At 73.2% G+C, this 26,036-nt stretch carries 21 protein-coding genes; 8 read left to right on the top strand and 13 right to left on the bottom strand.

Annotated elements, in window-relative coordinates; all coding sequences use genetic code 11:
* Positions 1–6: 6 nt before the first annotated feature.
* The 3 genes from OHA99_RS35075 to OHA99_RS35065 are packed head-to-tail and all read right to left on the bottom strand — an operon-like array spanning position 7 to position 2,949.
* Entirely contained in the window at positions 7–819 is an 813-nt protein-coding gene (locus tag OHA99_RS35075; RefSeq protein ID WP_007387996.1) for an ABC transporter ATP-binding protein, read from the bottom strand.
* Positions 816–1,697, bottom strand: a complete 882-nt coding sequence (locus OHA99_RS35070) for an ABC transporter permease (protein ID WP_345964429.1) — start codon at positions 1,695–1,697, stop codon at positions 816–818. The genes OHA99_RS35075 and OHA99_RS35070 overlap by 4 nt, the downstream gene beginning before the upstream one ends.
* Positions 1,684–2,949, bottom strand: coding sequence for an ROK family transcriptional regulator (locus OHA99_RS35065; RefSeq protein WP_164386047.1), 1,266 nt, complete (start codon positions 2,947–2,949; stop codon positions 1,684–1,686). Before OHA99_RS35065 ends, OHA99_RS35070 begins: the two co-directional genes overlap by 14 nt.
* A gap of 235 nt (positions 2,950–3,184) precedes the next feature.
* Here OHA99_RS35065 and OHA99_RS35060 point away from each other — a divergent pair, with 235 nt between their 5' ends.
* The 3 genes from OHA99_RS35060 to OHA99_RS35050 all read left to right on the top strand — a co-directional run bounded on the left by OHA99_RS35060 (position 3,185) and on the right by OHA99_RS35050 (position 7,497).
* Positions 3,185–4,540 carry a family 43 glycosylhydrolase gene (locus tag OHA99_RS35060; RefSeq protein WP_405698756.1) on the top strand — a complete coding sequence of 452 codons (1,356 nt, stop codon included), beginning with the start codon at positions 3,185–3,187 and terminating at the stop codon, positions 4,538–4,540.
* Positions 4,541–4,669: 129 nt separating this feature from the next.
* Positions 4,670–6,826, top strand: coding sequence for a SpoIIE family protein phosphatase (locus tag OHA99_RS35055; RefSeq protein WP_405698755.1), 2,157 nt, complete (start codon positions 4,670–4,672; stop codon positions 6,824–6,826).
* A complete protein-coding gene (locus OHA99_RS35050; protein WP_153181435.1) occupies positions 6,823–7,497 on the top strand; it encodes a CBS domain-containing protein in 675 nt (224 codons plus the stop codon). Before OHA99_RS35055 ends, OHA99_RS35050 begins: the two co-directional genes overlap by 4 nt.
* Before the next feature lie 18 nt (positions 7,498–7,515).
* Here the strand turns inward: OHA99_RS35050 and OHA99_RS35045 are convergent, their stop codons facing one another.
* Positions 7,516–8,463, bottom strand: coding sequence for a LysR family transcriptional regulator (locus OHA99_RS35045; protein ID WP_381587146.1), 948 nt, complete (start codon positions 8,461–8,463; stop codon positions 7,516–7,518).
* 106 nt (positions 8,464–8,569) lie between these two features.
* Between OHA99_RS35045 and OHA99_RS35040 the strand changes: the two genes are divergently transcribed.
* A complete protein-coding gene (locus tag OHA99_RS35040) occupies positions 8,570–9,883 on the top strand; it encodes an aspartate aminotransferase family protein (RefSeq protein WP_153181433.1) in 1,314 nt (437 codons plus the stop codon).
* A gap of 59 nt (positions 9,884–9,942) precedes the next feature.
* Here the strand turns inward: OHA99_RS35040 and OHA99_RS35035 are convergent, their stop codons facing one another.
* The 4 genes from OHA99_RS35035 to OHA99_RS35020 form a co-directional block, all read right to left on the bottom strand.
* On the bottom strand, positions 9,943–12,162 hold the full coding sequence (locus OHA99_RS35035; RefSeq protein ID WP_405698754.1) for an MMPL family transporter: 2,220 nt from the start codon (positions 12,160–12,162) through the stop codon (positions 9,943–9,945).
* A gap of 240 nt (positions 12,163–12,402) precedes the next feature.
* Positions 12,403–12,963: a GerMN domain-containing protein gene (locus tag OHA99_RS35030; protein ID WP_153181431.1), complete on the bottom strand. Its 561-nt coding sequence runs from the start codon at positions 12,961–12,963 to the stop codon at positions 12,403–12,405.
* On the bottom strand, positions 12,960–14,519 hold the full coding sequence (locus tag OHA99_RS35025) for an ATP-binding protein (RefSeq protein WP_405698752.1): 1,560 nt from the start codon (positions 14,517–14,519) through the stop codon (positions 12,960–12,962). Before OHA99_RS35025 ends, OHA99_RS35030 begins: the two co-directional genes overlap by 4 nt.
* Positions 14,516–15,217: a response regulator transcription factor gene (locus OHA99_RS35020; RefSeq protein WP_153181429.1), complete on the bottom strand. Its 702-nt coding sequence runs from the start codon at positions 15,215–15,217 to the stop codon at positions 14,516–14,518. The genes OHA99_RS35025 and OHA99_RS35020 overlap by 4 nt, the downstream gene beginning before the upstream one ends.
* Positions 15,218–15,364: 147 nt before the next feature.
* Here OHA99_RS35020 and OHA99_RS35015 point away from each other — a divergent pair, with 147 nt between their 5' ends.
* From OHA99_RS35015 to OHA99_RS35005, 3 genes are all read left to right on the top strand, one after another.
* Positions 15,365–16,201 carry an SGNH/GDSL hydrolase family protein gene (locus tag OHA99_RS35015; RefSeq protein ID WP_153181428.1) on the top strand — a complete coding sequence of 279 codons (837 nt, stop codon included), beginning with the start codon at positions 15,365–15,367 and terminating at the stop codon, positions 16,199–16,201.
* A gap of 117 nt (positions 16,202–16,318) precedes the next feature.
* Positions 16,319–17,575 (top strand): acyltransferase, encoded by a 1,257-nt coding sequence (locus OHA99_RS35010; RefSeq protein WP_153181427.1) that lies wholly within the window; start codon positions 16,319–16,321, stop codon positions 17,573–17,575.
* 179 nt (positions 17,576–17,754) lie between these two features.
* Positions 17,755–18,831, top strand: a complete 1,077-nt coding sequence (locus tag OHA99_RS35005; RefSeq protein ID WP_405698750.1) for a MerR family transcriptional regulator — start codon at positions 17,755–17,757, stop codon at positions 18,829–18,831.
* A gap of 36 nt (positions 18,832–18,867) precedes the next feature.
* Here the strand turns inward: OHA99_RS35005 and OHA99_RS35000 are convergent, their stop codons facing one another.
* Positions 18,868–19,968 carry a winged helix DNA-binding domain-containing protein gene (locus OHA99_RS35000; protein WP_405698748.1) on the bottom strand — a complete coding sequence of 367 codons (1,101 nt, stop codon included), beginning with the start codon at positions 19,966–19,968 and terminating at the stop codon, positions 18,868–18,870.
* Positions 19,965–20,387: a VOC family protein gene (locus OHA99_RS34995; protein WP_366472708.1), complete on the bottom strand. Its 423-nt coding sequence runs from the start codon at positions 20,385–20,387 to the stop codon at positions 19,965–19,967. The genes OHA99_RS35000 and OHA99_RS34995 overlap by 4 nt, the downstream gene beginning before the upstream one ends.
* 148 nt (positions 20,388–20,535) lie before the next feature.
* Between OHA99_RS34995 and OHA99_RS34990 the strand changes: the two genes are divergently transcribed.
* On the top strand, positions 20,536–21,546 hold the full coding sequence (locus OHA99_RS34990) for a YafY family protein (RefSeq protein ID WP_194280222.1): 1,011 nt from the start codon (positions 20,536–20,538) through the stop codon (positions 21,544–21,546).
* A 183-nt stretch (positions 21,547–21,729) separates the two neighbouring features.
* Here the strand turns inward: OHA99_RS34990 and OHA99_RS34985 are convergent, their stop codons facing one another.
* The 3 genes from OHA99_RS34985 to OHA99_RS34975 form a co-directional block, all read right to left on the bottom strand.
* Positions 21,730–22,938, bottom strand: a complete 1,209-nt coding sequence (locus OHA99_RS34985) for a Cmx/CmrA family chloramphenicol efflux MFS transporter (protein ID WP_007388003.1) — start codon at positions 22,936–22,938, stop codon at positions 21,730–21,732.
* Between the two features lie 99 nt (positions 22,939–23,037).
* The gene (locus OHA99_RS34980) at positions 23,038–25,332 is read right to left on the bottom strand and encodes an FdhF/YdeP family oxidoreductase (protein ID WP_405698747.1); all 2,295 of its coding nucleotides are present in this window, start codon (positions 25,330–25,332) and stop codon (positions 23,038–23,040) included.
* Between the two features lie 40 nt (positions 25,333–25,372).
* Complete coding sequence (locus tag OHA99_RS34975) at positions 25,373–25,891, bottom strand: SRPBCC family protein (protein WP_153181421.1); 519 nt, start codon at positions 25,889–25,891, stop codon at positions 25,373–25,375.
* Positions 25,892–26,036: the final 145 nt, after the last annotated feature.

The following is a 26,036-nucleotide window of genomic DNA, read 5'->3' as shown; positions in this document are numbered from 1 at the left end:
TCCGGGTCATGACGGGGAGGAGTGGGAACCGGAAAGGGCGGCGGTGCGGCCTTCCTGGTGGTAGACGGAGTGCCACACGCGGTTGCGCAGGGCGGCGAACTCGGGGCTGAGCCGGAAGGCCTCGTCGCGCACGATGGCCGGGTCGACGTCGATGACGTCGTAGACGCGTCCGGGGCGGGCTGCCATCACGACGACCCGGTTGGCCAGGAACACGGCCTCGTCGACGTCGTGGGTGATGAACAGGACCGTGCGTTTGTCCTGGCTCCAGGTCTTCAGCAGCTGCTCCTGGAGTTTGACCCGGGTGAGCGCGTCGAGGGCGCCGAAGGGTTCGTCCATCAGCAGGATCGAGGGGTCGACGGCGTAGGCGCGGGCGATGGCGCAGCGCTGGCGCATGCCGCCGGAGAGGGTCTTGGGGAGCGCGTCGGCGAAGCGTTCCAGGCCGACGAGTTCGATGAAGTGCTCGGCCCTGGCGCGTCGTTCCGCCTTGGGCACGCCCGTGGTGCGGAGCCCGAACTCGACGTTCTGACGCACGGTCAGCCAGGGGAAGAGGGCGTACTGCTGGAAGATCACGCCGCGCTCGGGGCCGGGGCCGGAGACGGGGGCGCCGTCCACCAGGGCGCGGCCGGCCGTGGGTGTCTCGAGTCCGGCGAGGATGTTCATCAGCGTGCTCTTGCCGCACCCGGAGGGGCCGACGACGGTGACGAACTCGTGGTTCGCGATGTCGAGGGACACGTCGTCGAGGGCGGTGAAGGTCTCCCGGCCCAGCGAGAAGGTCTTGGTGACGTGCTGGACGGAGATCTTGGCTTCTGTGCTGGTCATCGGCGTTCCTGCCATCGGGTGAGCCGGCGTTCGGCGAGGAGGAGGACGCGGTCCATGAGGAGACCGAGGATTCCGATCGAGATCAGCCCGACGAAGATGGTCGGGAGGTCGTAGTAGAGCTGCGCGTTCTGCATGCGGTAGCCGAGGCCCTCCTGGGCGGCGATCAGCTCGGCGGCGACCAGGGTCGCCCAGGCCGAGCCGAGGCCGACCCGCATGCCGACGAGGATGAAGGGCGTGGACGCCGGCACCACCACGCGGGCGAAGATCGTGGCGTCGCCCGCGCCGAGGACCCGGGCGGCGTTGATCAGGGTGCGGTCGACGTTCACCACGCCCTGGAAGGTGGAGATCACGCAGGCCAGGAACGCGGCGAGGAAGATGACGAAGATCTTCGGCGTCTCGTCGATGCCCATGGCGACCACGGCGAGCGGGATGATCGCCAACGGCGGGATGGTGCGGAAGAACTGGATCCAGGGTTCGATCAGTCCGCGCAGGATGCCGTACCAGCCCATCAGGAAACCCACCGGGACGGCCACGGCCGTGCCCAGCGCGAAGCCGATGAGGACCCGGGTCAGGCTGGCCAGCGCGTCGTCGGCGAGCGTCCCGTCGCTGATCAGCGTGCCGGCCCGGGAGACGACCTCGGGCGGGGTCGGCAGCTTGAACCCGGCGGACGCGAGGGCCCACCAGAGGGCGATGCCGAGCGCGACGGACACGGCGTTGAGGGCGAGCGGAAGCCCGCGCCGGCCGGAACGGGAGGGCTCCCGCGCGGACTTGGTGCCGCCCGCGGTGGTGTCGCCCGCTTCGGACCCGGGCACGGTCCCGGGCTCCTTCTCGGGCTGCGAGTGCCGCTGGCCGGCGCTCCGCTTGTCAAGGACGGACATGGGCGGCTCCTTCGGTGGCGGAGTCGGGCGCGTCGGAACGGCCCTTCACCTCGGCGGTTTCGGGGTACCTCGCCAGGAGGGGTGAGCTGTGGAAGACGGCGGCGAGCGCGCCGATGGCGCCGTCGTCGTCGGAGAGCCGGGCCGCGGCGACGACGGGCCCGGCCGAGGCGGTCGGGAAGATCTCGGCGGCGAGGGTGGCGGCGACCTGCTCCACGAGGACGGGCGCCAGCCGGGTGATCTCGCCTCCGACGACCACCTTCGCCGGGTTCAGCATCATGGTCGCGGCGCCGACCACCCGCCCCAGTGCCCCCGCGGCCTCCCGCAGCACCCGGTCCGCCACGGGGTGGGCGCGGCGCACGGCGGCGGCGAGGTCGTCGAGGTTCTCCAGGCGCAGTCCGAACTCCCAGCAGGCGGCGAGGATGCCGGGCACGGAGGCCACGGTCTCCAGACAGCCCCGCTTGCCGCACCGGCAGGGCCGGCCCGCCGGTTCGACGGTCACGTGGCCCAGCTCGCCGGCCAGTCCGGACGAGCCGGTCACCAGCTGGCCGCCGACGACGAGACCGCCGCCGACGCCGTCCGACAGCCGTACGTACACCAGGTCGGCGACGCTGTCGGCGCCGCTGATCGCCTCGGCCAGGGCGGCCAGGCGGGTGTTGTTGTCGACGATCACCGGTGCGTCGAAGCGCTCGGCGAAGGCCACGTCGACGCCCTCGGGTGCCGGGCGGAGCACGGTGGTGCCCGCCGCGGCGCGGGGCCAGGCGGCTCCCTCCGGTGCCGGGTAGGGGCCGGGCACACCGATGCCGATGCCTTGCAGCGCCCCGTAGTGGACTCCGGCCTCGCGGCTCAGCCGGTCGACCAGTTCCAGGGCCAGTTCGGTGCGGGTCTTCCAGGTCGCGGTGTCCTCGTAGCGGACGGAGCCCGAGACCATGATCTCGTGCGAGGCGTCCGCGACGACGACGTGCACCCGCCGGTGTCCGAAGTCGACGCCCATGAACTGCGCGGAGGCCGGGTCGAGGGCCAGCCGTTCGGCCGGCCGCCCGCTGCCCTCGCGCCGGGAGGCGTCGGTGTCCACGACGACGATGGCGCCTCGTTGCAGGAGGTTGCCGGTGATCTCGGACAGGGTGGTGCGCGACAGGCCCACGACCCGGGCGATCTCGCCGCGGCTCATGGCGCCGTTCTCCTGGAGCGCACGCATCACGCGCTCTTCGTGGGTCCGCCTGACCAGTGCGTGCACTCCGCTGGGCATCTGCATGCCGGTCAAGGTAGGGAGGCTCGATTATTCCGTCAACACTCCGACGGAAAGATGCAACGAAGCGTTCACATTGCCTGGTGGCCGGGACCACGGAAGCGACGTTCCGACGGGATTATTCGTCCGGCCTGTTGACGTAAATGCGCGGGGTTCGCATGCTGTGCGCCGTACCCCCGTCGTGCGGCTCGTGTGCCGCCCCCCGGTTCCCGGACGGGGACGACCAAGGAGAACCCGACTGATGACCGATGCCGAGTACGGACTCCACCGACGCTCCCTGCTGGCCGGCGCCGCCGGTGTGGGGGCGGCGTTCGCCCTGCCGGCGAGCACCGCGCAGGCGGCTCCCGCCGGCGCCCCCGCTTCCCCGGCGGCCGGGGCGTCGAGGCACCGCGCGCGGAACTGGCCCGACCCCGAGCAGTACGGCGTGGCGGACACGCGGAGGGACCTGTGGCCGCGCGAGGACAACTCGTTCGTCCTCCCGCTGGAGCTGCGTCCCCGTGACGAGGAGCGCGGCACGGTGTGGATGCGCGACACCTACGTGAACTGCTTCGTCGTCGACGGCCGTCCGCTGTACGTCGCCACGGGCACCTCCCGGGTACCCGGGCTCGAGGCCGCCGGTCCCTGGAACGACGGGATCTTCGTGTGGCTGGCCCCCTCCCTCGAGGGGCCGTGGCGGCTGGCCGACACCGCCGGCATCCGGCCCGGGGCCGAGCGGGGCAAGGTGTGGTCGCCCGAGTTCGCCGGGGAGAACCGGCCCGGGCGCACGGTCGTCGCGCCCTGGCAGGAGTACTGGCACGACGAGCGGTTCGGCAAGCGCGGTCAGGCCTGGGCGCCGGAGCTGCACTACTTCCGCGGCACCTGGTACCTCGTGGCGTGCATGGGCGACCACTCCCGCAAGGTCGGCTCGTTCATGCTGGTGAGCGAGGGCGGGGTCGAGGGCCCGTACCGGCTGATCGAGGGGAACCTGGAGAAGCCCTTCGGCGACTCCTTCATCGGCGGTCCGAAGTTCATCGAGCCCGGCGCCTACCACCACATCGACGGCGGCCTCTTCACCGAGGGCGACGACGCGTGGCTCGTGCTCCACAACGACCTGTACGCGAGGTTCCGGGACGACATGGAGGACATCGTCACGACGACGAACCTGCCCCGGTTCCGGCAAACCCCCTACTCCCCGGAGCCCTACCTCGAGGGCGCGTACGTGTTCAAGCACAAGGGCAAGTACCACCTCGTCCACGCCGCCTGGGACCGGACGTCGGTCAACGCCGACGGCACCGTCCGCCAAGCCTACGACCAGCCCGCGACCGGCCGGGTGCAGTACCAGTACGACGCGGTCGTCGCCGTGGCCGACCGGTTCGAGGGACCGTACTCGAAGCGGTACACCGCGGGGGTCGGGGCCGGTCACAACAACTTCTTCGCCGACCACAAGGGCGACCTGTGGGCGACGTACTTCCTGAACCCCGCCGCCGGCTACTGGTCCGACGCGTCCCGCGTCGCGGAGTCGGCCGTACCCGGTGTCGTACGGCTGGAGTGGACCGGACCGGCGGACGGCCGGCTGTATGTGAAGCGCAGGTCGCAGGGGCGCGGCGACCGGGACTGAGCGGCGGCCCCGTCCCGCCGCTCCCACGCATGCCGTCGCGGCGGGACGGGCGTAGTGTCCAGATATGGGTGATGTTCGGGGTGGCCGGCGTCGGGCAGCCCTGTCTGCGCGGACGCGGGTGGACGGCTGATGGACTCCGCGATGGCCGCGGTGGTGCGGGCGAGCGGTGCGTACGGAGGAATCCTGTACGTACTGCCGCCGGGCGAGGACGCCGTCTGGCAGGTCCTGGTCACGGGGGTCCCGCAGGAGATGGCCGCCCCGTGGCGGCGGGTCGGGCTGGGGGATCCCATGCCCGTCGCGGACGCGGTCCGCGAACGCCGTCTGGTGTGGGCCGGCGGCCGGGAGAACATGGCACGCCAGTACCCGCGGCTGGCGCTCGTCCTGCCGTACGAGTTCGGTCTCGCGGCCGCGCCGGTGATCTCGGGCACGGCCGTCCGGGGCGGGCTGGTGCTGCTGTGGGCCGGCAACCACCCGGCCGGGCTGAGCGGCGGCGAACAGGACGCCGTCCGGGCGGGCTGCCGCCGCCTGGGTGACAGCATGGAGCGGGCGTTGGCCCGTGGCGAGCCGCTGCGGCAGGACCGCCCCCGGACCCTGCCGCCGCCCTCCCCGCGCCCCTCCTCCCCCGTCGAGGCGGCCGCGCTGTCCGCGTTCGTGGACCGCCTGCCCGGCGGTTCGTGCGCGCTGGACCTGCAAGGACGCCTGACCTTCGTGACCCCGGGGGCCGCGGAACTGCTCGGTGTCGACCGGTCCCTGCTGCTGGGCGCACTGCCGTGGGAGGCGCTGCCCTGGATGGACGTGCCGCACGTGGAGGACCGCTACCGGGCCGCGCTGGTCAGCCGCAGCCCGCAGGCGTTCACGGTGCTCCGCCCGCCGCAGACGTGGCTGGCCTTCGAGCTGTACCCGGACGCCACGGGGCTGAGTGTCCGCATCCTCCCCGGCAGCCCGGGCGCGGACGCGTCCCCGTCCCGGTCGGCGCGGGGCACGGGCCCCAGCCGGGCCACGGTGCTGTACCACCTGATGCACCTGGCCTCCACGCTGACCGAGGCCGTCAGCGTGCCGGACGTGGTCGAGCAGACCGCCGACCAGCTGATGCCCGCACTGGGTGCGCAGGGCATGGTGGTGATGGTCCCGGAGGACGGCCACCTGAGGATCGTCGGCCAGCGCGGCTACCAACCGGAGCTCCTGAAGCACTTCAACGGGCTCCCCCTGTCCTCGGCCGTCCCCGGCGCCGACGTCATCGCCACGGGGGTCCCCGGTTTCTGGCCGACGTTCGAAGAACTCCACGAGGCCTATCCCGCGATGACGCACGAGGACGGGATGGCCGCCTGGGCCGTGCTGCCGCTGATCGCCTCCGGCCGCCCCATCGGCTCCCTTCTGCTCTCCTACCAACGGCCCCACGTCTTCCCGCCCGGCGAACGGGCCGCCCTCACGTCACTGGCCGGTCTGGTCGGACAGGCCCTGGACCGGGCCCTGCTCTACGACGCCAAGCACCACCTCGCCCACCGCCTCCAGTCGGCCCTGCTGCCCCACTCCCTCCCCCACGTGCCCGGTCTGAACGTCGCCGCCCGCTACCTCCCGGCGGCCCGGGGGCTGGGCATCGGCGGCGACTTCTACGACGTCATCCGTCTCGACGAGCGCACGGCCGCCGTCACCATCGGCGACGTACAGGGACACAACGTGGACGCGGCGGCCCTCATGGGGCAGGTCCGCACCGCCGTGCACGCGCACGCGACCGTGGGTGCGCCCCCCGGCGACGTCCTGGCCCGCACCAACCGCCTGCTCACCGACCTGGACCCCGGCCTGTTCACCAGTTGTGCCTACGTCCACCTCGACCTCGCCGCCCACCGTGCCTGCGTGGCGCTGGCCGGGCACCCCCCTCCCCTGCTGCGCCACGCCGACGGGCGTGTCGAGCCCCTGCGTGTCCCTCCCGGTCTGCTCCTCGGCATCGAGCCGGACACCGTGTACCCCTCGCTGGAGTTCCCGCTGCCGCCCGGCTGTGTGCTCGCCCTCTACACCGACGGCCTGGTCGAGGCGCCCGGAGTCGACCTCGACGACGCGATCGCGGCTCTCGCGGGGCTCCTGGAACACGGTGATCCCGGCGACCTCGACGCCATGGCCGAGACCCTCATCCGGCACGCGCCCACGCCGGGCGACGACATCGCACTGCTCCTCGTCAGTCCCCGCGCGGTGGCGGGGCACTCCGGGGGCCGGCCGATCGTTTTCACGGACGAGAAGGACGAACGCCGGTCCGCGGGGGCCGGCAGCGGAGGGGAAGACGCTCGATGAAACACCAGACGGTGCGCGACCTGATGAGTGACGCCGTGGTGCGCGTGCAGCGCGGCACACCGTTCAAGGAGATCGCCCACCTGCTGCTGGAGTACGACATCACGGCGGTGCCGGTGGTCGACGGGGAGAACCGTCCCGTGGGGGTGGTGTCGGAGGCGGACCTTCTGCAGAAGATGTGGGGCGGGGAGCCCGACGGTTCGCCCGAGCACGCCGAGTGGTCCCGGGCGGCGGCGGCCGGCAAGGCGGACGCCACGGACGCGGACGGTCTGATGACCTCGCCCCCGCTGTGTGCCCGCGAGAGCTGGAGCGTGGTGGAAGCCGCCCGGGTGATGGCCCGGCACCGCATCAAACGGCTGCTGGTCGTCGACGAGGACGGGCGCCTTGCCGGGGTCGTCAGCAGGAGCGACCTGCTGCGGGTCTTCCTGCGCACGGACCGCGCGATCCGCACCGAGATCATCGAAGAGGCCCTGGTGAAGGCACTCGGCCTGGCGCCGTCGTCGGTGCAGGTGGACGTGGTGCACGGCCATGTCGTGCTCAGTGGCCGGCTCCCGGCCGACGTGTCCGCCCCGCTCCTGGAGGAGCACTGCCGGAGCGTGGACGGCGTCGTCGCCGTCGAGTTCAGACCGGCCGGCGAGGCCGGTGCCGAGGGTCCCGCGGCCGTCGGCTCCTGACCTCCCGCCCGGGAGCCGTCAGAGGTTCCGGCCGTCGTCCCCGTGCTCGCGGGCCGGGTCCGGGGCGGCCAGGGCCTCGATCTCCGGATGGTCGCGCAGGGCGGCGATGACCGCGTTCACCGCCGCGCGCCGGGGCGCGCCGCGCCGCACCACGACGGCGACGTTGCGGTGCACCGGTGGGCTCAGCCGCCGGGTGACGACGGCGTGGTCGGCCGTGACGGCGAGGGCGGGCAGCAGACCGATCGACCCCGTCGTCTCGACGTGCCGCAGCAGCATGAGGTAGTTGCTGAACCGGCAGGCCACCCGGGGCTCGAACCCGGCCTCGCGGCACAGCCGCACGGTCAGGTCCGCCATGTACGACTGCGGACGGTCGCAGGCCCAGGTCTCCTCCTTGCACGCCGCCAGGTTCACCGCGGTGCGGGAGGCCAGCGGATGGCCGAGCGGCAGCACCAGCACGACCGGGTCACTGCCCAGCGTCATGACCTCGATGTCCGCGCCCCAGGTCAGGCCGGTGTAGTCGGTGGTGGTGACGATGACGTCGGCGTCGCCCGAGCGCAGGGCGGGACCGCTCTCGTGCGGCTCCATCTCGACGAGTTCCAGGTGCAGGTGGGGGTGGGTCGTGGCCAGCCGGTTCGCCGCGGGGACGGCGAGACTGTAGATCGCGCTCTGGAACACACCGAGCCGGACGGTGCCGATGGGTTCGTCGTTCAGGGCGCGCAGTTCGGCCTCGACGTCGGCCATCCGGTCCAGGATCTCCCGGCCCCTGCGGGCCAGCAGAAGCCCGGCCGGGGTCAGCCGCACCCGCCGCCCGGTCCGTTCGACGAGCCGGCACCGGGTCTCGGTCTCCAGCACCGCCAGCTGCTGGGAGACCGTCGACGCGCTCAGGTGCAGCGTTTCGGCGACCGCGCGGACGGTGCCGAGCGTGTCGAGCCGGCTGAGCAGGTGCAGGCGTCCGGAGTTGAGCACGCGGCGATGGTACGGCCTACCGGCCCGGTCTGTACGGTTCTGACGTACAGATGCATCGAAATTGTGCGATGGACACGCGCAGTGGCCCGTCCCTAACGTCGGTCGCATGCCTTCCGACTCTTCCGGCGCCGACGCGGGGCGTCACCTGATCCGCTACTCCGGCCACGCGCCCTTCTCGCCCGAGGTGGTCGTACGCGCCGCGGGCACCTCCGTGTTCACGGAGAACGGCCGTGAGCTGCTGGACTTCACCTCCGGTCAGATGAGTGCCATCCTCGGGCACTCCCATCCGGCGATCGTGTCCACGGTGCGCGAGCAGGTCGCGCACCTCGACCACCTGCACAGCGGCATGCTCAGCCGCCCGGTCGTCGAGCTGGCCCGCCGCCTGGCCGGCACCCTGCCCGAGCCGCTGGACAAGGCGCTGCTGCTGACCACCGGGGCGGAGGCGAACGAGGCCGCGGTACGGATGGCGAAGCTCGTCACCGGCCGCCACGAGATCGTCTCCTTCGCCCGGTCCTGGCACGGCATGACCCAGGCCGCGGCGAACGCCACCTACAGCGCCGGGCGCAAGGGCTACGGCCCCGCGGCCCCGGGCAACTTCGCGCTTCCGGTGCCCGACCGCTACCACCCCTCGGTCGTCGGCGCGGACGGCGAGCTGGACTGGCGCCGCCAGCTGGACCTGGGCTTCGAGATGATCGACGCGCAGTCGGTCGGCAGTCTGGCCGCGTGCCTGGTGGAACCGATCCTCTCCTCCGGCGGCGTCGTCGAGCTGCCGCCGGGCTATCTCGCCGCGCTGAAGGACAAGTGCCGTGAGCGGGACATGCTGCTGATCCTGGACGAGGCCCAGACGGGACTGTGCCGGACCGGCGACTGGTACGCCTTCGAGCACGAGGGCGTCGTCCCGGACATCCTCACCCTGTCCAAGACGCTGGGCGCGGGGCTGCCGCTGGCCGCCGTACTGACCAGCGCGGAGATCGAGCAGCGGGCGCACGAGCGCGGGTTCCTGTTCTTCACCACGCACGTCAACGACCCGCTGCCGGCCGCCGTGGGCAACACCGTCCTCGACGTCCTGGTCCGCGACCGGCTGGACGAGCGGGCACGCACCCTGGGCGCGGCGCTGCGGGAGGGCCTGGACAAGCTGGCCGCCCGCCACCGGGTCGTGGGCGACGTCCGGGGCCGCGGGCTGCTGCTGGGCATGGAACTGGCCGGCGACGAGGTACTGGGCGACGGCGGGGCGGACCGGCTCGGCGCCGCCGTCACCCGGCGCTGCTTCGAGCTGGGGCTGCACATGAACATCGTCCAGCTCCCGGGAATGGGCGGCATCTTCCGTATCGCGCCGCCCCTGACCGCGAGCGACGACGAGATCGCCCGGGGCGTCGCCGTCCTCGACCAGGCGCTCACGGACGCCGTCGGGGACCTGTGACACAGGGCCCCCGATGACCTGGGCTTCCAGGTCACCGGGGGCCGCCGTGCACGCGGGTGTCAGACTCCGGCCGTCTCCGGCTCCCGGGCGGGCTCCGGGGGCGCGGCGGCGTCGCCGAGTTCGCGGTGCAGCTTCTCACCCTCGACGTCGACGTTGGGCAGGACGCGGTCCAGCCACTTGGGCAGCCACCACGCCTTGGTGCCGAGCAGGGCGAGCACGGCCGGAACGATGGCCATGCGGACCACGAAGGCGTCGAAGAGGACCGCGATGGCGAGGCCGAAGCCCATCATCTTGATCATGGCGTCGTTCTCCAGGATGAAGCCGGAGAAGACACTGATCATGATGATCGCGGCCGCCGCGACGACCCGTCCGCCGTGGGTGAAGCCCGTGGTGACGGACTCGGCGGCGGACTGGCCGTGGACGTAGGCCTCCCGCATGCGGGTGACGAGGAAGACCTCGTAGTCCATGGCCAGGCCGAAGACCACGCCGATCATGAAGATGGGCATCATCGACATGATCGGGCCCGGCTGGTCCACGCCGAACACGTCGGCGAGCCAGCCCCACTGGAAGACCGCGACCACCGCGCCGAGCGCCGCGGCCACCGAGAGCAGGAAGCCCAGGGCCGCCTTCAGCGGGACGAGGACCGAGCGGAACACCAGCATCAGGAGCAGGAACGCGAGCCCGACGACCAGCGCCAGGTAGGGGATGAGCGCGTCGTCCAGGGTCTGCGAGAAGTCGATCGTCATCGCGGTCGCGCCGGTGACCAGCATGGTCGCGCCGGTGTCGGCCTCGATGCCGCCGGACAGCGAGCGGATGTCGTGCACCAGCGACTCGGTGGCGACGTCGCTCGGGCCGGTCTTGGGCACCACGGTGAGGACGGCCGTGTCGCCCTTCTCGTTGAAGCTGGCCGGGGTGACCGCCGCGGCCTTCCCCAGTCCGGTGATCTTCTCGCTCACGGTGTCGGCGGCGGCCTTCGGGTCGTCGGCGTCGCGCGCGTCGACGGCGATCAGGAACGGGCCGTTGAACCCGGCCCCGAAGGACTCGGACAGCATGTCGTAGGCCTTGCGCTGGGTGGTGTCGGGGGCCGAGCTGCCCTCGTCGGGCAGGCCCAGCTCCATGCCGGCGGCCGGTACGGCGATCACGCCGAGGCCGAGGACCGCGGTCAGCAGCACGGTGACCGGGCGCCGCTGCACGAAGCGGGCCCAGCGGGTGCCGAGCTTCGGCTTGCCGGAGGCGGCCCGCGCCCCGGCGGATGCCTTGCGGTCCTTGCGGCTGAGGGCCTTCTTGCCCGCGAAGCCGAGCAGGGCCGGGGTGAGGGTCAGGGCGATCAGCACGGCGATGCCGACGGTGCCCGCGGCGGCGAGGCCCATCTTGGTGAGGATCGGAATGTTGACGATGGCGAGCCCGGCGAGGGCCACGACGACGGTGAGTCCGGCGAAGACGACCGCGGAGCCCGCGGTGCCGACCGCGCGTCCGGCCGCCTCCTCGGGGGCGCGGCCCTCGGCTATCTCGGCCCGGTAGCGGGAGACGATGAACAGGGCGTAGTCGATGGCGACCGCGAGGCCGATCATCATGGCCAGCGTGGAGGTGGTGGCGGACAGCTCCAGGGTGCTGCCCAGCGCCCCGATGGCGGAGATGCCGATGCCGACACCGATGATCGCCGAGAGCAGCGGCATACCGGCCGCGACCAGTGAGCCGAAGGTCAGCAGGAGCACGATCGCGGCGACGCCGATGCCGATCAGCTCGGCGGTGCCGCCCATCTCCTGCTCGGCCACGACCGCGTCGCCGCCGGTCTCGACGGTGTACCCGCCCTCGCGGGCGGTGTCGGTGGCGGCGGTGAGCGAGTCCCGCGCCTCGTCGGTCAGCTCCATCGCGTTGACCTTGTAGGTCACGGAGGCGTAGGCGGTGGTGCCGTCCTTGCTGACGGCGTTCGCCTTGAACGGGTCGTCCACCGAGGCGACCTGTGGGCCGGCCTTCAGGTCGGCGACCAGGTCCTGGACCCGGTCCTTGCCGGCTCCGTCGGATATCTTCGCGCCCTCGGGGGCACGGATCACGACGCGGGCGGTGGCGCCTTCGGCACTGGCGGCCGGGAACTGCTCGTCGAGCAGGTCGAACGCCTTCTGGGACTCGGTACCCGGCATGGAGAAGGAGTCTTCGGGAGGGGCGGGCGCGGCCGACGAGGCGACGCCGGCGCCCACGAGTATGGCCACCCACAGCAGGGCGACGAGGCCGCGGCGCCGGAACGCCCTCCGGCCGAGTCGATAGAGAAACGTAGCCACCTTTTGGACCAATCCGTCGGGTTGCGGGCAGGACGAAGACCCGGCACATGGGGGGAAGGCGGAGGCGCGGACCGGGGTACACATCCATGCTCGCCCGGGGTTCCCGGCGTTTGATCCGACCCTGGGTCTGGACCGGCGTACTGCGTCGGGTGTAGTGCGTTCCCGCACTCCTCTCCCCCGGGTGTAGATCACGAACATGGGTGTACGCCGCATTTCGTTGCCGCGGGCAGCCGACGCCGGTCAGCCGGTGACGGGCGTGGCGTTGCCGCCCGCACCGCAGCGGAGGGTCCAGGGCCTGGCGGAGCTGATCCCGTTCTCGTGGATCCGGACGTCGACCTCACCGGCGGGCAGGTCGCCCGGGACCTCGGCGTGGGCCGCGGTGCAGACCAGCTGGCCGACCGCGGTCACATCCAGTTGGCCGCTGCTGACCTGGCCGGGAACGACGACGTCGACGGCTCCCTCGCCGGCGGTGGCGGTGAGCCGTCCGGCCGCCTCGGGCTCCACGTGGGTCGTCAGGCCCCGCTCCCGCTCGGCCGGGGTGGGCCCGTCCAGGAGGAGGTCGAGCGCCTGCTGGGGGGTGAGGGGGGCGTCCGTCGGTCGGGTGACGGGGCGGGTGCCGTAGGGGCCGGCGAAGTACAGGCGTACGGTGCTCGCCTCGGTGCCGGGGCGCTGGACGCCGGACGCGGGCGGGCCGGCCCGCACCGGGCCGGTGGTACCGATGCCGCATCCGGTCGCGACGGTGGCGAGCAGTGCGGTCAGGGCGACGGCTGCCCGCCTCGGGGGCGGCGCGGGGCGGGTCATGTCGTTCCCGGGGAGGAGGCGGCCGAGGGCAGGGTGAGGGTGAACACGGCACCGCCGTCGGGGTGGTTGGCGGCGGTGAGGGTGCCGCCGTGCAGGGCGGCGTTCTCGTGGGCGATGGCCAGGCCCAGGCCGCTGCCGCCGGAACGGGGGCGGGCCGCGTCGGCCTTGTAGAAGCGGTCGAAGACGTGCGGGAGCACGTCGTCCGGGATGCCGGGCCCGTGGTCGGTGACGGTGACCCGGACCAGGTCGTCGCGCGTGCGGACGGCGACCGTCACGGGCGGGCGTCCGTGGTGCAGCGCGTTGGCGACCAGGTTGCCGAGGACGACGTCGATCCGGCGGGGGTCGACGTGTACGGGGGCCGGTTCGGGCAGGTCGGCCCGGACCCGCTCGCCGTGGGCCCAGCCGCGCAGTTGGAGGGTCTTGGTCACCAGGGTGCGCAGGTCGACGTCCTCCCGGTGGACCGGGGCGGCCTTGGCGTCGAAGCGGGAGACCTCCATCAGGTCCTCCACCATCCGGGCCAGGGTGCGGACCTCCTCGCTGATCAGCCGGACGGCGTCCTCCGTGTCGGCGGGCAGCACACCCGACGCGGCGTCCTCGTCGAGGACCTCGGTGACCGCGGCCATGGCCGCCAGCGGGGTGCGCAGTTCGTGGGCGACGTCGGCGGCGAAGCGGCGGGCGCCCGCCTCCAGCCTGCGCAGTTCGGCGGCGTCGCCCTCGAGGGTCTCGGCCATGGTGTTGAACGCGCGGGTCAGGTCGGCGAGTTCGTCCCGGCCCTCGGTGTCCAGGCGCGTGGTCAGCTCCCCGGCGGCGATGCGTTCGGCGCCGTGGCGCAGGCGGCGTACAGGGCGCAGGACGCTGCGCGCCGCGAAGAGGGCGGGGACGAGGGCGAGGCCGAGCGCGGGGACGGCTCCCGCCTGGGCGGCGGTGACCAGGGCATCGATGTCGGCCTGGTCATCGTCGAGGGGGAAGGCGGCGTACACGGTCAGCCCGGACAGCGTGTCCGAGCCCGAGCCCGTGCCCGTGGTGGTGGCTGTGGGTGTGGCAGTGGCTGTCGTGGTGTCCGTGTTCCCTGGCCTGTCGCTGTAGGTGACGGGCATGCCGAGCGCCAGCCAGGGACTGCCGTCGTGTTCGGTTCGCTGGTGGACGGCCCGTCCGCTGTCCCGGACGGTCTCGCGCAGTTCCTCGGGGACGGGGGGCGCTCCCGGGGACGCCGCGACCGGTTCGCCGCCCCGGTAGGAGGCGGACGAGTGCCAGGCCCGGGCGCCGCCGGCCTGGTCGAGCTGCCGGGTGAGCCCGCGCAGGTCGTCGGTGGTGGGTGGGAGGGTCAGGTCGGGGGCGAGGGAGTCGAGTTGGGCGCGCAGATCGGTGACGGCGGTCTCCTCGGCCCGGTCGAGGATGGCCGCGCGGGCCCGCTGGAAGGTGAGGCCCGCGGTGAGCAGGGCGCCGAAGGCCGCGGCCAGGAGGAAGGCGACGACCAGTCGTACCCGCAGCCCGCGGGGCAGGTGCGGCCGGAGTGCGCGCACCGCCGACCGAGCCGGTGGCCGAAGCCTGCTCACAGCGGACCGAAGCGGTAGCCGAAGCCGCGCACGGTCCGCACGTACACCGGCTCGCGCGGATCGTCCTCGATGCGGGCGCGCAGCCGCATCACGCAGGCGTCGACGAGGCGGACATCGCCGTAGAAGGAGTGCTCCCAGACCTGCTCCAGGAGCTGCTGGCGCGAGTACACCTGGCCGGGGGTGGCGGTGAGGAACAGCAGGAGCTTCAGCTCGGAGGGGGCGAGAGGGAGTTCGGCGCCGTGCTTGGCCACAACCAGGGTGGTGCGGTCCACCGTGAGATCGGCGTGCCGTTCGGGGCCGGCGACCGCCTCCTGTCCGGGCAGGCCGTCCTGGGCGGGCGCGACCCGGCGCAGGACCGCCCGGATGCGTGCCTCCAGCAGTTCGGCGCCCGCCGGTTTGACGACGTAGTCGTCGGCGCCGGCCTCCAGGCCGACGACCATGTCGATCTCGTCGCCGCGCGCGGAGAGGATGATGATCGGGATCCGCTTGCTCTCCCGGATGCGGCGGCACACCTCGAGACCGCTCATGTTCGGCAGCATGAGGTCGAGCAGCACCAGGTCGGGCCGGTGCCGCTCCAGGGACAGCAGGCCTGTCTCGCCGCTGCCCGCGACGGCCACCTCGTGCCCCCGGCGTTTCAGCGCGAGCGAGACGCCTCGCTGCACGGCGGGGTCGTCTTCGATGAGCAGGACTCGTGCCATGGGGGTGCGCTCTTCTCCGGATTCTCGGCTCGCCGGGCGGCCGTCTTCTGCCGGCGTGCTCGAAGCGTATGACGCCCGGTTCCGCGTCAGGTGATGAAACGATGACAGCTCTCCCCGGGCCGGGGGCACGGAAGCTGTGCTGGGGGCATGGACAACGAGAACTCCGGCGGGCGGTCGCTGCCCGCGCTCCGTGCCGTCGGTTACGCCCTCGTGGCCGCGGCCGTGGCACTCTCCCTGACCAGCTGTCAGGGCTCCGGCACCGGCGTCGAGGTCCCCGCGGGCGACAGCGCGGGCGGCGATACCTCGGACGGCGGAAAGGACTCCCCCGACGGGAAGCGGGACGACAGGCCGCAACGGCTGCTGTGGATGGGCGACTCGATCGGCGAGGCCCAGGCGCCGGCGCTCGGCGCGGCCATGAAGGCGGGCGGTGTCGACTTCGAGTCGGTGGCCGCCGCCGGCGGGGGCGGTGTGGTCGGCGAGATCGCGGCACCCACCTGGGACCGCCTGCCGAAGACACTGAAGTCCTTCGCGCCCGACGTCGTCGCCTACCAGGTCACCACCTACGACTGGGGCACCCCGGCCGAACAGCGCGCGGCCTACGAACGCCTGGTGAAGACGGTCAACGAGGCGGGAGCCGACCTCCTCCTCGTGTCCGCCCCGCCGTTCAGGCTCGACGACTTCTACCGGCCGCACAAGGCGGAGCTCGAGTCCGCGCCCCGGTCCGCGAAGAGCGTGGCCGGGAAACACCCGGACACGGCCGGTTTCCTCGACGCCTCCGCCCTGTGGGGCGACGACGGCGCCGCCAAGAAGGCGCAGCGCAGCAAGGACGGCATCCACTCCTGCCAGCAGGGCTCGGCCGCGTTCGCCGTCTGGTTCGGCGAACAACTGGAGAAGCGGTACGGCTTCGACCCGGCCGCCGCCGGCACGTGGGCCACCGGCACCTGGACCGGCGAGGAGGTCTACAGCCGGCTCGGCTGCGAGTAGCCCCCGGCGCATCCCGGATCGCCCGCCACGAGGCGTTCGCGGGCCGGGGACGCCTTCCCACCGCGAGGCGCTGCCCGCCGGCCCGGGGACGCCTCGCCTCCTCGACGGAGACCGCCCATGCCGCTGCCGGCCATGCCCTCCCCCGCCCATCGCCGCACCCGCGCCGACCCGTCCCCCGCGCCGAGTTCCCTGCGGCGGCACGTCGCACCCCTGGACGGGCTGCGCGGCGTCGCCGTCCTGGGCGTGCTGTTCTTCCACGCCGGTCACTTCGACGGCGGGTTTCTCGGCGTCGACCTGTTCTTCGTCCTCTCCGGCTTCCTCATCACGGGCCTGCTGCTGCGGGAGGCACGCGTCCGCGACGGCCGGATCGACCTAGTCGCCTTCTGGGGGCGGCGGGCCCGCCGGCTGCTGCCCGCGCTGGCCGTCATGCTCGCGGGCACCCTGCTCCTGGTGTGGGCGCTCGGCCCGCCGTACCTGCTTCGCCACGCGCTCGACGACGGTCCCTGGGTGGCCGCGAACCTGGCCAACTGGCACTTCGTCGCCGACCGGGTCGGCTACTGGGACTCGGCCGGCACCCGGCCCTTCAGCCACCTGTGGAGTATCGCCGTCGAGGAGCAGTTCTACGTGGTGTGGCCGCTGGTGCTCTGCCTGGTGGCCCGCGGCCGGGGCGCCGGATCGCGGGTGGCCGCCGTGGCGGGGGCCGGAGCCGCCGTGTCCCTGGTCCTGATGGTCGCGCTCACCACCCCGGCCGACACCACACGGGTGTACGAGGGCACGGACACCCGCGCGTTCTCCCTCCTCCTCGGAGCGCTGGCGGCCACTTCGCCGGTCACGCGTCTGACGGCCCGCGTCAGCGAACGCGCGGCCGGACGGTGGAGCCTCGTCCTGGGGGCCGGCATCGGGGCCTACTGGGTCGCTGCCGACGGCCAGAACTCTCCCTCCCTGTTCCACGGCGGGCTCTTCCTCCACGCCCTGGCCGCCGCCCTCCTCGTCGCCTGCCTCGCCCGGGCCCCGCGCACTCCGGCCGGCCGCTTCCTCGGTGCCGCTCCCCTGCGCCGGCTCGGCACGGTCTCGTACAGCCTGTATCTGTGGCACTGGCCGGTGTACCTGCTGCTGAGCGAGGAACGGCTCGGTCTTGAGGGTCCACCTCGCACGCTCGTGCTGCTCGCCGTGTCGGTGACACTCGCCTGGCTCTCCAAGGTCCTGGTGGAGGACCCGGTCCGCTTCCGGGCCGGCTGGGCGAAGGGCCGTACCGGGACGATCGTCCTCGTCGCCGCCTTCGCCGCGCTGGCCGCGCTGTGGACGGTCGTCCCCCAGCCGCGAACCGGGGAGGGCTCGGTCGACGTCACACGTCTCGTGCCGGACGACGGCTGACGGCTGACGGCTGACGGCTCACGGCTGACGGCTGACGGCTCACGGCTGACGACTGACGACTCACGGTCGGCTGACAGCTCACGGCCGGCTGACGGCAGGACGGTGGTTGACCTTCACCTTGGGGCAGGCCACAGCATCGGTGTCACCGGGCGACGCGCCCGGTACGAGGAGGGGTGGGCATGGGGTTGCTGACCATCGGGGCGTTCGCGAAGGCGTCCCGGCTGTCGCCGAAGGCGCTGCGGCTCTACGACGAACTGGGTCTGCTGCCGCCCGCCCGCGTCGACCCGGTCACCGGCTATCGCCTCTACGCGCCGGACCAGCTGGAGCGGGCCCGGCTCGTCGCCTGGCTGCGGCGGGTGGGGATGCCGCTGGTCCGCATCCGGCACGTGTGCGCGCTGGACGCGGGGGCCGCGGCCCGGGAGATCCGCGCCTTCTGGGCGCGGACCGAGGCCGACTTCGCCGCACGGCGCGACCTGGTCGCCTTCCTCGTCGGTCATCTGGAACGGGAGGACCCCGACATGACAGCCACCGTGAGTCCGCTGAGCATCCGTTACGCCGCCGGTTCCGACGCCGGACTGGTCCGCGAGACCAACCAGGACACCGCCTACGCCGGGTCCCGTCTGCTCGCCGTCGCCGACGGGTTCGGCGCCGGCGGCGCCCCCGCGAGCGCGGCCGCCGTCGACGCGCTCAAGCACCTGGAGACGGACGGCGTCCCGGCGGGCGGTCTTCTCGACGTCCTGGCGGACGCCGTCGAGCAGGCCGAACGGGCGGTGCACGGCGCCGTCCGGACCGCCTCCGCCGGCGAGGAAGCCGGAACGACGCTCACCGCGATGCTCTGGACCGGGTCGCAACTGGCCCTCGTCCACATCGGCGACTGCCGCGTCTACCTGCTGCGCGACGGCGAGCTGTTCCGGATCACGCACGACCACACCGTGGTGCAGGCGATGATCGACGAAGGGCGCATCGGCCCGGAGGAGGCCGCCTCCCACCCCCAGCGGTCCATGCTGGTGCGGGCCCTGGGCAGCGGCGCCGACGGCACCCCCGACATGCGTCTGCACGACGCCAGGCCCGGGGACCGCTACCTGCTCTGCTCCGACGGGCTGCCGACGGTGGCGCCGGACGGAGAGATCCACCGGGTGCTGGCCGGCGCCGGGCAGCCCGAGCGTGCCGTCCGGGAGCTGGTCGCCCTCGCCAACGGCGCCGGCGGCCCCGACAACGTCAGCTGTGTGGTCGCCGACGTCGTGGCGAGCACCTGACCCCGCCGGGGCGGGGCGTTCCGGGTCACCCCTCGCTCAGGACGGTGCCGCGCCGACCCGGACCCGGTCGACGGCGCCGTCGGAGAGGAAGGACGCCAGGGCCCGCCCCTCCTCGGCGACCTCGGTGCGCTCGGGCCGGGTGAGCCGGCGCAGCGGAGCGACGGTCACCGTGCCGTCCTCGACGGTCCAGGTCGCGCAGACCCGGCCGTCGACGAGGACGAAACGGGCTCCGGTGACCGACAGGCCGCGGTGCGCGTCGTCGATGACGCGGCCGCGGTCCTGGTAGCCGAGGACCGCGTTGTCGAACGCCGGCAGGAACCTCGCCGGGGCCGGGGTGTCCGGGTCGGGTCGCGGTGCGCCGGGGAGGTCGAGCAGTTCCCGGCCGCGCTCGTCGCGGAAGGCGACCAGTTCCCCGCGTACCGCCGCGACCGCCGCGGGCAGCCCCGCGAGGCCGCACCAGGCGCGCAGGTCCGCCGAGGCGGCCGGTCCGAACGCGGCCAGGTAGCGCCGTACCAGCGCCGCACCGACCGGATCGGTGCCCGGCGGGGCCGGCGGGTCGACCTCGCGGCCCAGCCAGGCCCCGACCGGGGCGTTGCGCACCCCGGCCCTGGTGCGCCACAGCCCGCGCGGCGGCAGCTGCACCATCGGGATCAGCGCGGCGACCAGCATCTCTCCGAGCGGTCGCGGTGCGACGTCCGGCCACTGCTCCGCCACGGCCCGGGCGAGTCCGGTCATCGAGCGGGGCTCGCCGTCGGCCAGGACCGCCCGCCCGGCCGCCGCGAGTGCGCCGAGGTCGACCCCTTCCAGCTCGCGGCGGTAGGTGCCGAGGACGCGTCCGCGCAGCATGGCGTCGTGGCGGGAACGCCAGGCCAGTACGTCTTCGGCGGTGACGAGGTGGACGGTGCGCCGCATCAGATGGGTGCGCACCACCCGGCGCCCGGTCAGCAGGTCGTCGAGCGTCCCGGGCGCGAAGTCGCGCAGCCGCGACCACAGTCCGACGAACGGCTCCTGCGGCTCCTGCGCCTGCATGCCGCCGAGGTGCGCGACGGTGTCGAGGACCGGAAGGTCCGCGCGGTCGAGCAGCAGCTGCCGGGCGAGTGCCGCCCGGTTCAGCGACCGGGCGCCGAGCACGCTCACGCGTTGTACTCGCTCACGACGTCGAGGACCCAGGTGACGCCGAACCGGTCCCGCAGCATGCCGTACAGGGGCGCCCACTGCGCGGCGCCCAGGGGGCGCAGTACGGTCGCGCCGTCGGTCAGCTTCTCCCAGTACGCGGTGATCTCCTCGGTGCTCTCGCCGCGGACCGAGACGAAGAAGGCGTTCTCGCCCTGGTTCCACGGCAGGGCGGACGGCACGTCGTAGGCCATCACGCACACGCCGCCGGCGGTGGCCACCTGACCGAACATCACCTGGTCGGCCTCGGCGGGCTCCTGGACGCCGCCGGCGTCCTTGTACGTCACCAGGGTCACGTCCCCGCCGAAGGCGGCCTGGTAGAAGGTGAGTGCCTCGCGGGCGTCACCACGGAAGTTCAGGTGGGTCACGGCTTTGGCGGTCATGTCGGGCTCCTTGCCTCGGGGAACGTGCGGGAAGCGGTGGGACGGCCCGTGGGTTCGGGCCGGCCGTGGGCCGGTTCGGCCCCGCTGCGCCCACTCTGGTCGAGGTAGCGGTCAGGTTGTGGCCGCTATGTGCGCGAGCATGGTGGTCATGCAGAAGACCTCGGCACGGCTGCTGTCCCTGCTCTCGCTGCTCCAGGCCCGCCGGGACTGGCCGGGTGCGGTGCTGGCCGAGCGGCTGGACGTCAGTCCGCGCACGCTGCGCCGCGACGTCGACCGGCTGCGCGAGCTGGGCTATCCCGTGCTGGCGGTGAAGGGCCCCGACGGCGGCTACCGGCTGGACGCCGGTACGCGGCTGCCGCCGCTGCTCTTCGACGACGAGCAGGCGGTCGCTCTCGCCGTCGCGCTGCGGACCGCGGCGGCCACCGGTGCCGCGATCGAGGACGGTGCGGCACGGGCCCTGGCCACCGTGCGCCAGGTGATGCCCGCGCGGCTGCGGCACCGGATCGACGCGCTCCCCGTCGTCTCCGTCGTCTCCGTCGCAGGGTCCGCGCCGCGGCCGCAGCCCCAGGTGGACACCGGCGTCCTGACGGCGCTCAGTGCCGCCGTCCACGCCCGCGAGGTGATGCGCTTCGACCACTCCCCGGCCCGCCCGGAGGACGGCGCGCCCGGCGCCGTGCCGGCCTCGCGCCGTGTGGAGCCGCACCATCTCGTCGCCCGGGGCGGGCGCTGGTACCTGGTCGCCTGGGACCTGGACCGCGAGGACTGGCGCGTCTTCCGCGCCGACCGGATCACCCCGCGCACGCCCACCGGTCCCCGCTTCGGCCCCCGTGACCTGCCCGGCGAGGACGTGGCCGCCTTCCTGACCGGCAGGTTCCGCGGCTCGGACGACGGTGCCACCGACTGGCCCTGCCGTGGTGAGGCCGTGCTCCACCTGCCCGCCTCGGCGGTGTCCCCGCACGCCGGGGACGGAACCGTCGAGGCACTCGGCCCGGACCGCTGCCGGCTCACGCTGGGCTCCTGGTCGTGGCCCTCGCTGGCCGCCGCGTTCTGTCTCTTCGGCTCGGACGTCGAGGTCGTCGGCCCGCCGGCGCTCAGGGAGGCGTTCGCCGGGCTGGCCGACCGCTGTGCCAGGGCCGCCGCCGGACCCGCGGCCCCCTGACGGGGCGCCGTGGCCGGATGCGTGCCGGGCGCGAGAAGAAGGGGGCGGGGCGACCGGATTCGAACCGGCGTCCTCCGAGATGATGTCGCGGCGCACTACCTCTGTGCTACGGCCCCGCCCTTGCCGATGATCATATGCGCTGCCTGTTCGAACGCCCAGTGAGTATCCGGGGCCCGGCCGGCGTCACACCCGCTGGGCCCGGTCCGCGCCCGCGGGCTCGGCGGCCATGCCGCCCATCACGACGCGCGAGCGGCCGTGCAGCCGCAGGGAGACGGCGACGAAGGCGATCGCGACCAGGGTCATCGCCCCGCCCGCCCAGGCGGTGGCCGCGTACCCGAGGTCCGCGTCGATCACCGTACCGCCGAGCCAGGGGCCGCCGGTGTTGCCCAGGTTGAACGCGGCGGTCGTCGTCGCACCGGCGAGGGTGGGCGCGGCGCCGGCGACGTTGAACATGCGCGCGTTCAGCGCGGGCGCCGTGTAGAACGCGGAGACGCCGAGCAGCAGCGAGAGGACGATCACGGCGGCGGGGCTGGAGGCGAACAGCGCGAGCGCGGCCAGCAGGACCGTCGAGGCGGTGATGCCGGAGAGCAGTACGCCGAACAGGTGCGCGTCGGCGACCCGGCCGCCGATCGTCGTACCGATCAGCGCGCCGACCCCGAACAGCGCCAGCACGGTCGGGACCCAGCCGTCCGCGAGCCCGGCCACGTCGGTGAGGAGCGGGGCGAGGTAGGAGAAGGCGCAGAACACGCCGCCGGCGGCGAGGGCGGTCACGACGATGGACAGCCAGACCTGGCGGTCCCGGTAGATCGCCAGCTCGCCCCGCAGCCTGGGCCGCCGCTCGGGCAGCGGGATGCGGGGGATCAGGGTCACCACGCCGACGAGCGCGACGGCGGACGCGCCGCCCACGGCCCAGAACGCGGACCGCCAGCCCAGGTGCTCGCCGAGGAAGGCGCCGGCGGGGACGCCGAGGACGTTGGCGATGGACAGCCCGCCGATCATCACGGCCATCGCGCGGGCCCGCGCGGTCACCGGCACCATGGCGATGGCCACGGCGGCGCCCACGGCCCAGAAGCCGGCGCAGGCGAGCGCGCTCACCACCCGGGAGACGAACAGCACCTCGTAGCTCGTCGCGAGCGCGCCCGCGACCTGGCCGAGGCCGAACACGGAGATCAGGGCGACCAGTGTGGTCTTGCGCGGCAGCCGCAGGGTGGCGACGGCGAGCAGCGGCGCGCCGACCACCATGCCGATCGCGAAGGCCGATATCAGCAGCCCGGCTTGCGGGATCGACACGTCCATGTCGTCGGCGATGGGCGGCAGGAGCCCGGAGAGCATGAACTCGCTGGTGCCGAGCGCGAAGACGGACAGGCCGAGGATGTAGACGGCGAGCGGCATGCGGCCGGCCGCGGGCCGTGGGGAAGAGTCGGGCATGACAGGTGTCAACGGAGCCCCGCTTCCCGCCATTCCCGCGGCGGGGCCCGTCTCACGATGCGACTACGGTGTCACGCGCTCCAGCCGGACGACGATGCCCTTGGAGGTGGGCTGGTTGCTGATGTCGGCGACGCTGTCCAGCGGGACCAGGACCTGGGTCTCCGGGTAGTACGCGGCCGCTGATCCGCGGGCGGTGGGGTACGGGACCACCTCGAAGCCCTCGGCGCGGCGCTCGGTGTCGTCGTGCCAGACGCCGACGACGTCGACGCGGTCGCCCTCGGCCAGGGACAGGGCGCTCAGGTCGACCGGGTTGACCATGACCACCCGGCGGCTGCCGTGGATGCCCCGGTAGCGGTCGTTCAGGGTGTAGGGGATGGTGTTCCACTGGTCGTGGGAGCGCAGGGTCTGGAGCAGCAGGTGGCCTTCGGGGACGTCGGGCGCCTGCCACGTGTTGCGGCTGAACACGGCCTTGCCGGTGGCGGTGCGGTAGACGCCCTCGTTGACGGGGTTGGGCAGGCGGATCCCGCCGGGGCGTGCCACGCGCCGGTTGAAGTCGTGCAGGCCCGGCACGATGCGGGAGATCCGGTCGCGGATGGTGTGGTAGTCGGCTTCGAACTCGTCCCAGTGGATGTTCCCCGGGCCCTGGCCGAGGGTGCGGCGGGCCAGCCGGCACAGGATGGCGACCTCGCTGAGCAGCAGGGAGGAGGCGGGCTTGAGCCGTCCCCGGGAGGTGTGCACCTCGCTCATCGAGTTCTCCACCGTGACGAACTGTTCGCCGCCCGTCTGGTGGTCGCGTTCGGTGCGGCCGAGGGTGGGCAGGATGAGCGCGGTCCGTCCGCAGACGGTGTGGGACCGGTTCAGCTTGGTGGAGACGTGGGCGGTCAGCCGGCAGCCGCGCATGGCCTCCTCGGTGACCGCGCTGTCGGGGGCGGCCCGGACGAAGTTGCCCGCGACGCCGAGGAAGACCTTGATCCGGCCCTGCCGCATCGCCCGGATCGAGTCGACCGAGTCGAGTCCGTGGGCGCGTGGCGGGTCGAAGCCGAACTCCTCGCGCAGGGCGTCCAGGAAGGAGTCGGGCATCTGCTCCCAGATGCCCATGGTGCGGTCGCCCTGGACGTTGCTGTGGCCGCGCACCGGGCAGGCGCCGGTTCCCGCCCTGCCGAGGTTGCCGCGCAGCAGCAGGAAGTTGACGATCTCCCGGATGGTGGGGACGCCGTGCTTGTGCTGGGTGATGCCCATCGCCCAGCAGACGACGACCCGGCTGCTGTTCAGGACCTCGTCGCGGACCTGCTCGATCTCCTCGCGGGTGAGGCCGGTGGCTTCGAGTACGTCGTCCCAGGAGGTCTGCCGGACGTGCGCGGCGAATTCCTCGAAGCCGCTGGTGCTGTCGCGGATGAACGCGTGGTCCAGCACATGGCCGGGCCGGGCGTCCTCGGCTTCCAGCAGCAGCCGGTTGAGGGCCTGGAACAGGGCGAGGTCGCCGCCGGGCCGGATGTGCAGGAACCGGTCGGCGATGCGGACACCCTGTCCGATCACCCCGCGTACCTTCTGCGGGTTCTTGAACCGCAGCAGCCCCGCCTCCGGCAGCGGGTTGACGGCGACGACGCGGGCGCCGTTCAGTTTGGCCTGCTCGAGCGCGGACAGCTGCCGGGGGTGGTTGGTGCCGGGGTTCTGGCCCACCAGGAAGATCAGGTCGGCGTGGTGGAGGTCCTGGAGACCGACCGTGCCCTTGCCGGTGCCGAGCGTCTCGTGCAGGGCGAAGCCGCTCGACTCGTGGCACATGTTGCTGCAGTCGGGCAGGTTGTTGGTGCCGAAGGCGCGGGCGAACAGCTGGAGGACGAAGGCGGCTTCGTTGCTGACCCGGCCCGAGGTGTAGAAGACCGCCTCGTCGGGGCTGTCCAGCGCCTTGAGTTCCCCGGCGAGCAGGTCCAGGGCCTCGCGCCAGCTGACGGGCTCGTAGTGGTCGGAGCCGGGCCGCTTGACCACCGGCTCGGTGAGGCGCCCCTGCTGGTTCAGCCACAGGTCGGAGCGGCCCGCCAGGTCGGAGACCGGGTGCGCGCGGAAGAAGTCGGCGGTGATCCGCCGGGTCGTCGCCTCGTCGTTGATGTGCTTGGCGCCGTTCTCGCAGTACTCGTTGCGGTGCCGGTGGCCGGGCGCGGGGTCCGCCCAGGCGCAGCCCGGGCAGTCGATCCCGTCGACCTGGTTCATGGTCAGCAGGTCCACCGCGGTTTCCTTGGGGGCCGTCTGCTCCAGGGAGTACTCGAGCGCGTGCACCACCGCGGGCACTCCCGCGGCCCAGGTCTTGGGCGGCGTGACGGACAGGTCGTCCCGGGGTTCGTCCCTGGGCGGCTTCTTCATCGGTGGATCGCCTCTCGTTCGCTGTGTGCCCGCACGTGGCTCATCCGACGGGCCAGGCCGGCACCCGGCTGCGCGGCGGTTCCGGTTCCGTGGGCCGTACCTGCCCGTCCCGCACCGTCCCGCGCCAGGCCCCGCTCGCTTCCCCGTGGCCTTCGACGTACGTCTTGAAGTTCGCGAGCTCGCGTCGCAGGACGCGGCCGGTCGCGGCCGGGACGGCGGTGAGCACGCCGGTGAGTCCGCGCGGCTCGGCCGACATCCGCACGGTCAGCGCCGTGCCGCCCGCCCCGGTGGGCCGGAACGTCACCTCGCCCCGGTGGCCGTGGCGCTGTCCGAGGCTCCGCCAGGTGAGGTGCGAGTCGGGCACCTGGTCGACGACCTCGGTGGCGAACTCGCGGCGGACGGGGCCGAGGCCGAGGACCCACAGCGTCACGGTGGGCCTGATCTGTTCGACCCGCTTCACGGTGGTCATGAAACGCGGAAAGCACGCGACCTGGGTCCACTGGTCGTACGCGGTGCGCACCGGTACGGCGATCTCGATCGTCTCCTCGACGGTGTTCACGTCCGGCTCGCCTCCGTGGTCGGCATCGGCATGACAGTTCCAAGGGCGGTGGGGAGTCGCTTCCACCGAAACCCCGTGGCGGCGGCCGCGCAAGCGGAGCGGCCGCCGTGCGGGCGCGAGGGCCGTTGTCAGTGGTGGGCGGCAT

Source organism: Streptomyces coelicoflavus, from assembly GCF_045041415.1.
GTDB lineage: Bacteria > Actinomycetota > Actinomycetes > Streptomycetales > Streptomycetaceae > Streptomyces > Streptomyces coelicoflavus.
Note: the sequence above shows the minus strand (reverse complement) of the source record. Positions and strands in the feature narration are given on the sequence as shown.

Bases quoted from the DNA above. Each gene is read 5' to 3' on its own strand.
- OHA99_RS35075 (WP_007387996.1), bottom strand. From the start codon at position 819: ATGACCAGCACAGAAGCCAAGATCTCCGTCCAGCACGTCACCAAGACC.
- OHA99_RS35070 (WP_345964429.1), bottom strand. From the start codon at position 1,697: ATGTCCGTCCTTGACAAGCGGAGCGCCGGCCAGCGGCACTCGCAGCCC.
- OHA99_RS35065 (WP_164386047.1), bottom strand. From the start codon at position 2,949: ATGCAGATGCCCAGCGGAGTGCACGCACTGGTCAGGCGGACCCACGAA.
- OHA99_RS35060 (WP_405698756.1), top strand. From the start codon at position 3,185: ATGACCGATGCCGAGTACGGACTCCACCGACGCTCCCTGCTGGCCGGC.
- OHA99_RS35055 (WP_405698755.1), top strand. From the start codon at position 4,670: ATGGACTCCGCGATGGCCGCGGTGGTGCGGGCGAGCGGTGCGTACGGA.
- OHA99_RS35050 (WP_153181435.1), top strand. From the start codon at position 6,823: ATGAAACACCAGACGGTGCGCGACCTGATGAGTGACGCCGTGGTGCGC.
- OHA99_RS35040 (WP_153181433.1), top strand. From the start codon at position 8,570: ATGCCTTCCGACTCTTCCGGCGCCGACGCGGGGCGTCACCTGATCCGC.
- OHA99_RS35030 (WP_153181431.1), bottom strand. From the start codon at position 12,963: ATGACCCGCCCCGCGCCGCCCCCGAGGCGGGCAGCCGTCGCCCTGACC.
- OHA99_RS35020 (WP_153181429.1), bottom strand. From the start codon at position 15,217: ATGGCACGAGTCCTGCTCATCGAAGACGACCCCGCCGTGCAGCGAGGC.
- OHA99_RS35015 (WP_153181428.1), top strand. From the start codon at position 15,365: ATGGACAACGAGAACTCCGGCGGGCGGTCGCTGCCCGCGCTCCGTGCC.
- OHA99_RS35010 (WP_153181427.1), top strand. From the start codon at position 16,319: ATGCCGCTGCCGGCCATGCCCTCCCCCGCCCATCGCCGCACCCGCGCC.
- OHA99_RS35005 (WP_405698750.1), top strand. From the start codon at position 17,755: ATGGGGTTGCTGACCATCGGGGCGTTCGCGAAGGCGTCCCGGCTGTCG.
- OHA99_RS34995 (WP_366472708.1), bottom strand. From the start codon at position 20,387: ATGACCGCCAAAGCCGTGACCCACCTGAACTTCCGTGGTGACGCCCGC.
- OHA99_RS34990 (WP_194280222.1), top strand. From the start codon at position 20,536: ATGCAGAAGACCTCGGCACGGCTGCTGTCCCTGCTCTCGCTGCTCCAG.
- OHA99_RS34985 (WP_007388003.1), bottom strand. From the start codon at position 22,938: ATGCCGCTCGCCGTCTACATCCTCGGCCTGTCCGTCTTCGCGCTCGGC.
- OHA99_RS34980 (WP_405698747.1), bottom strand. From the start codon at position 25,332: ATGAAGAAGCCGCCCAGGGACGAACCCCGGGACGACCTGTCCGTCACG.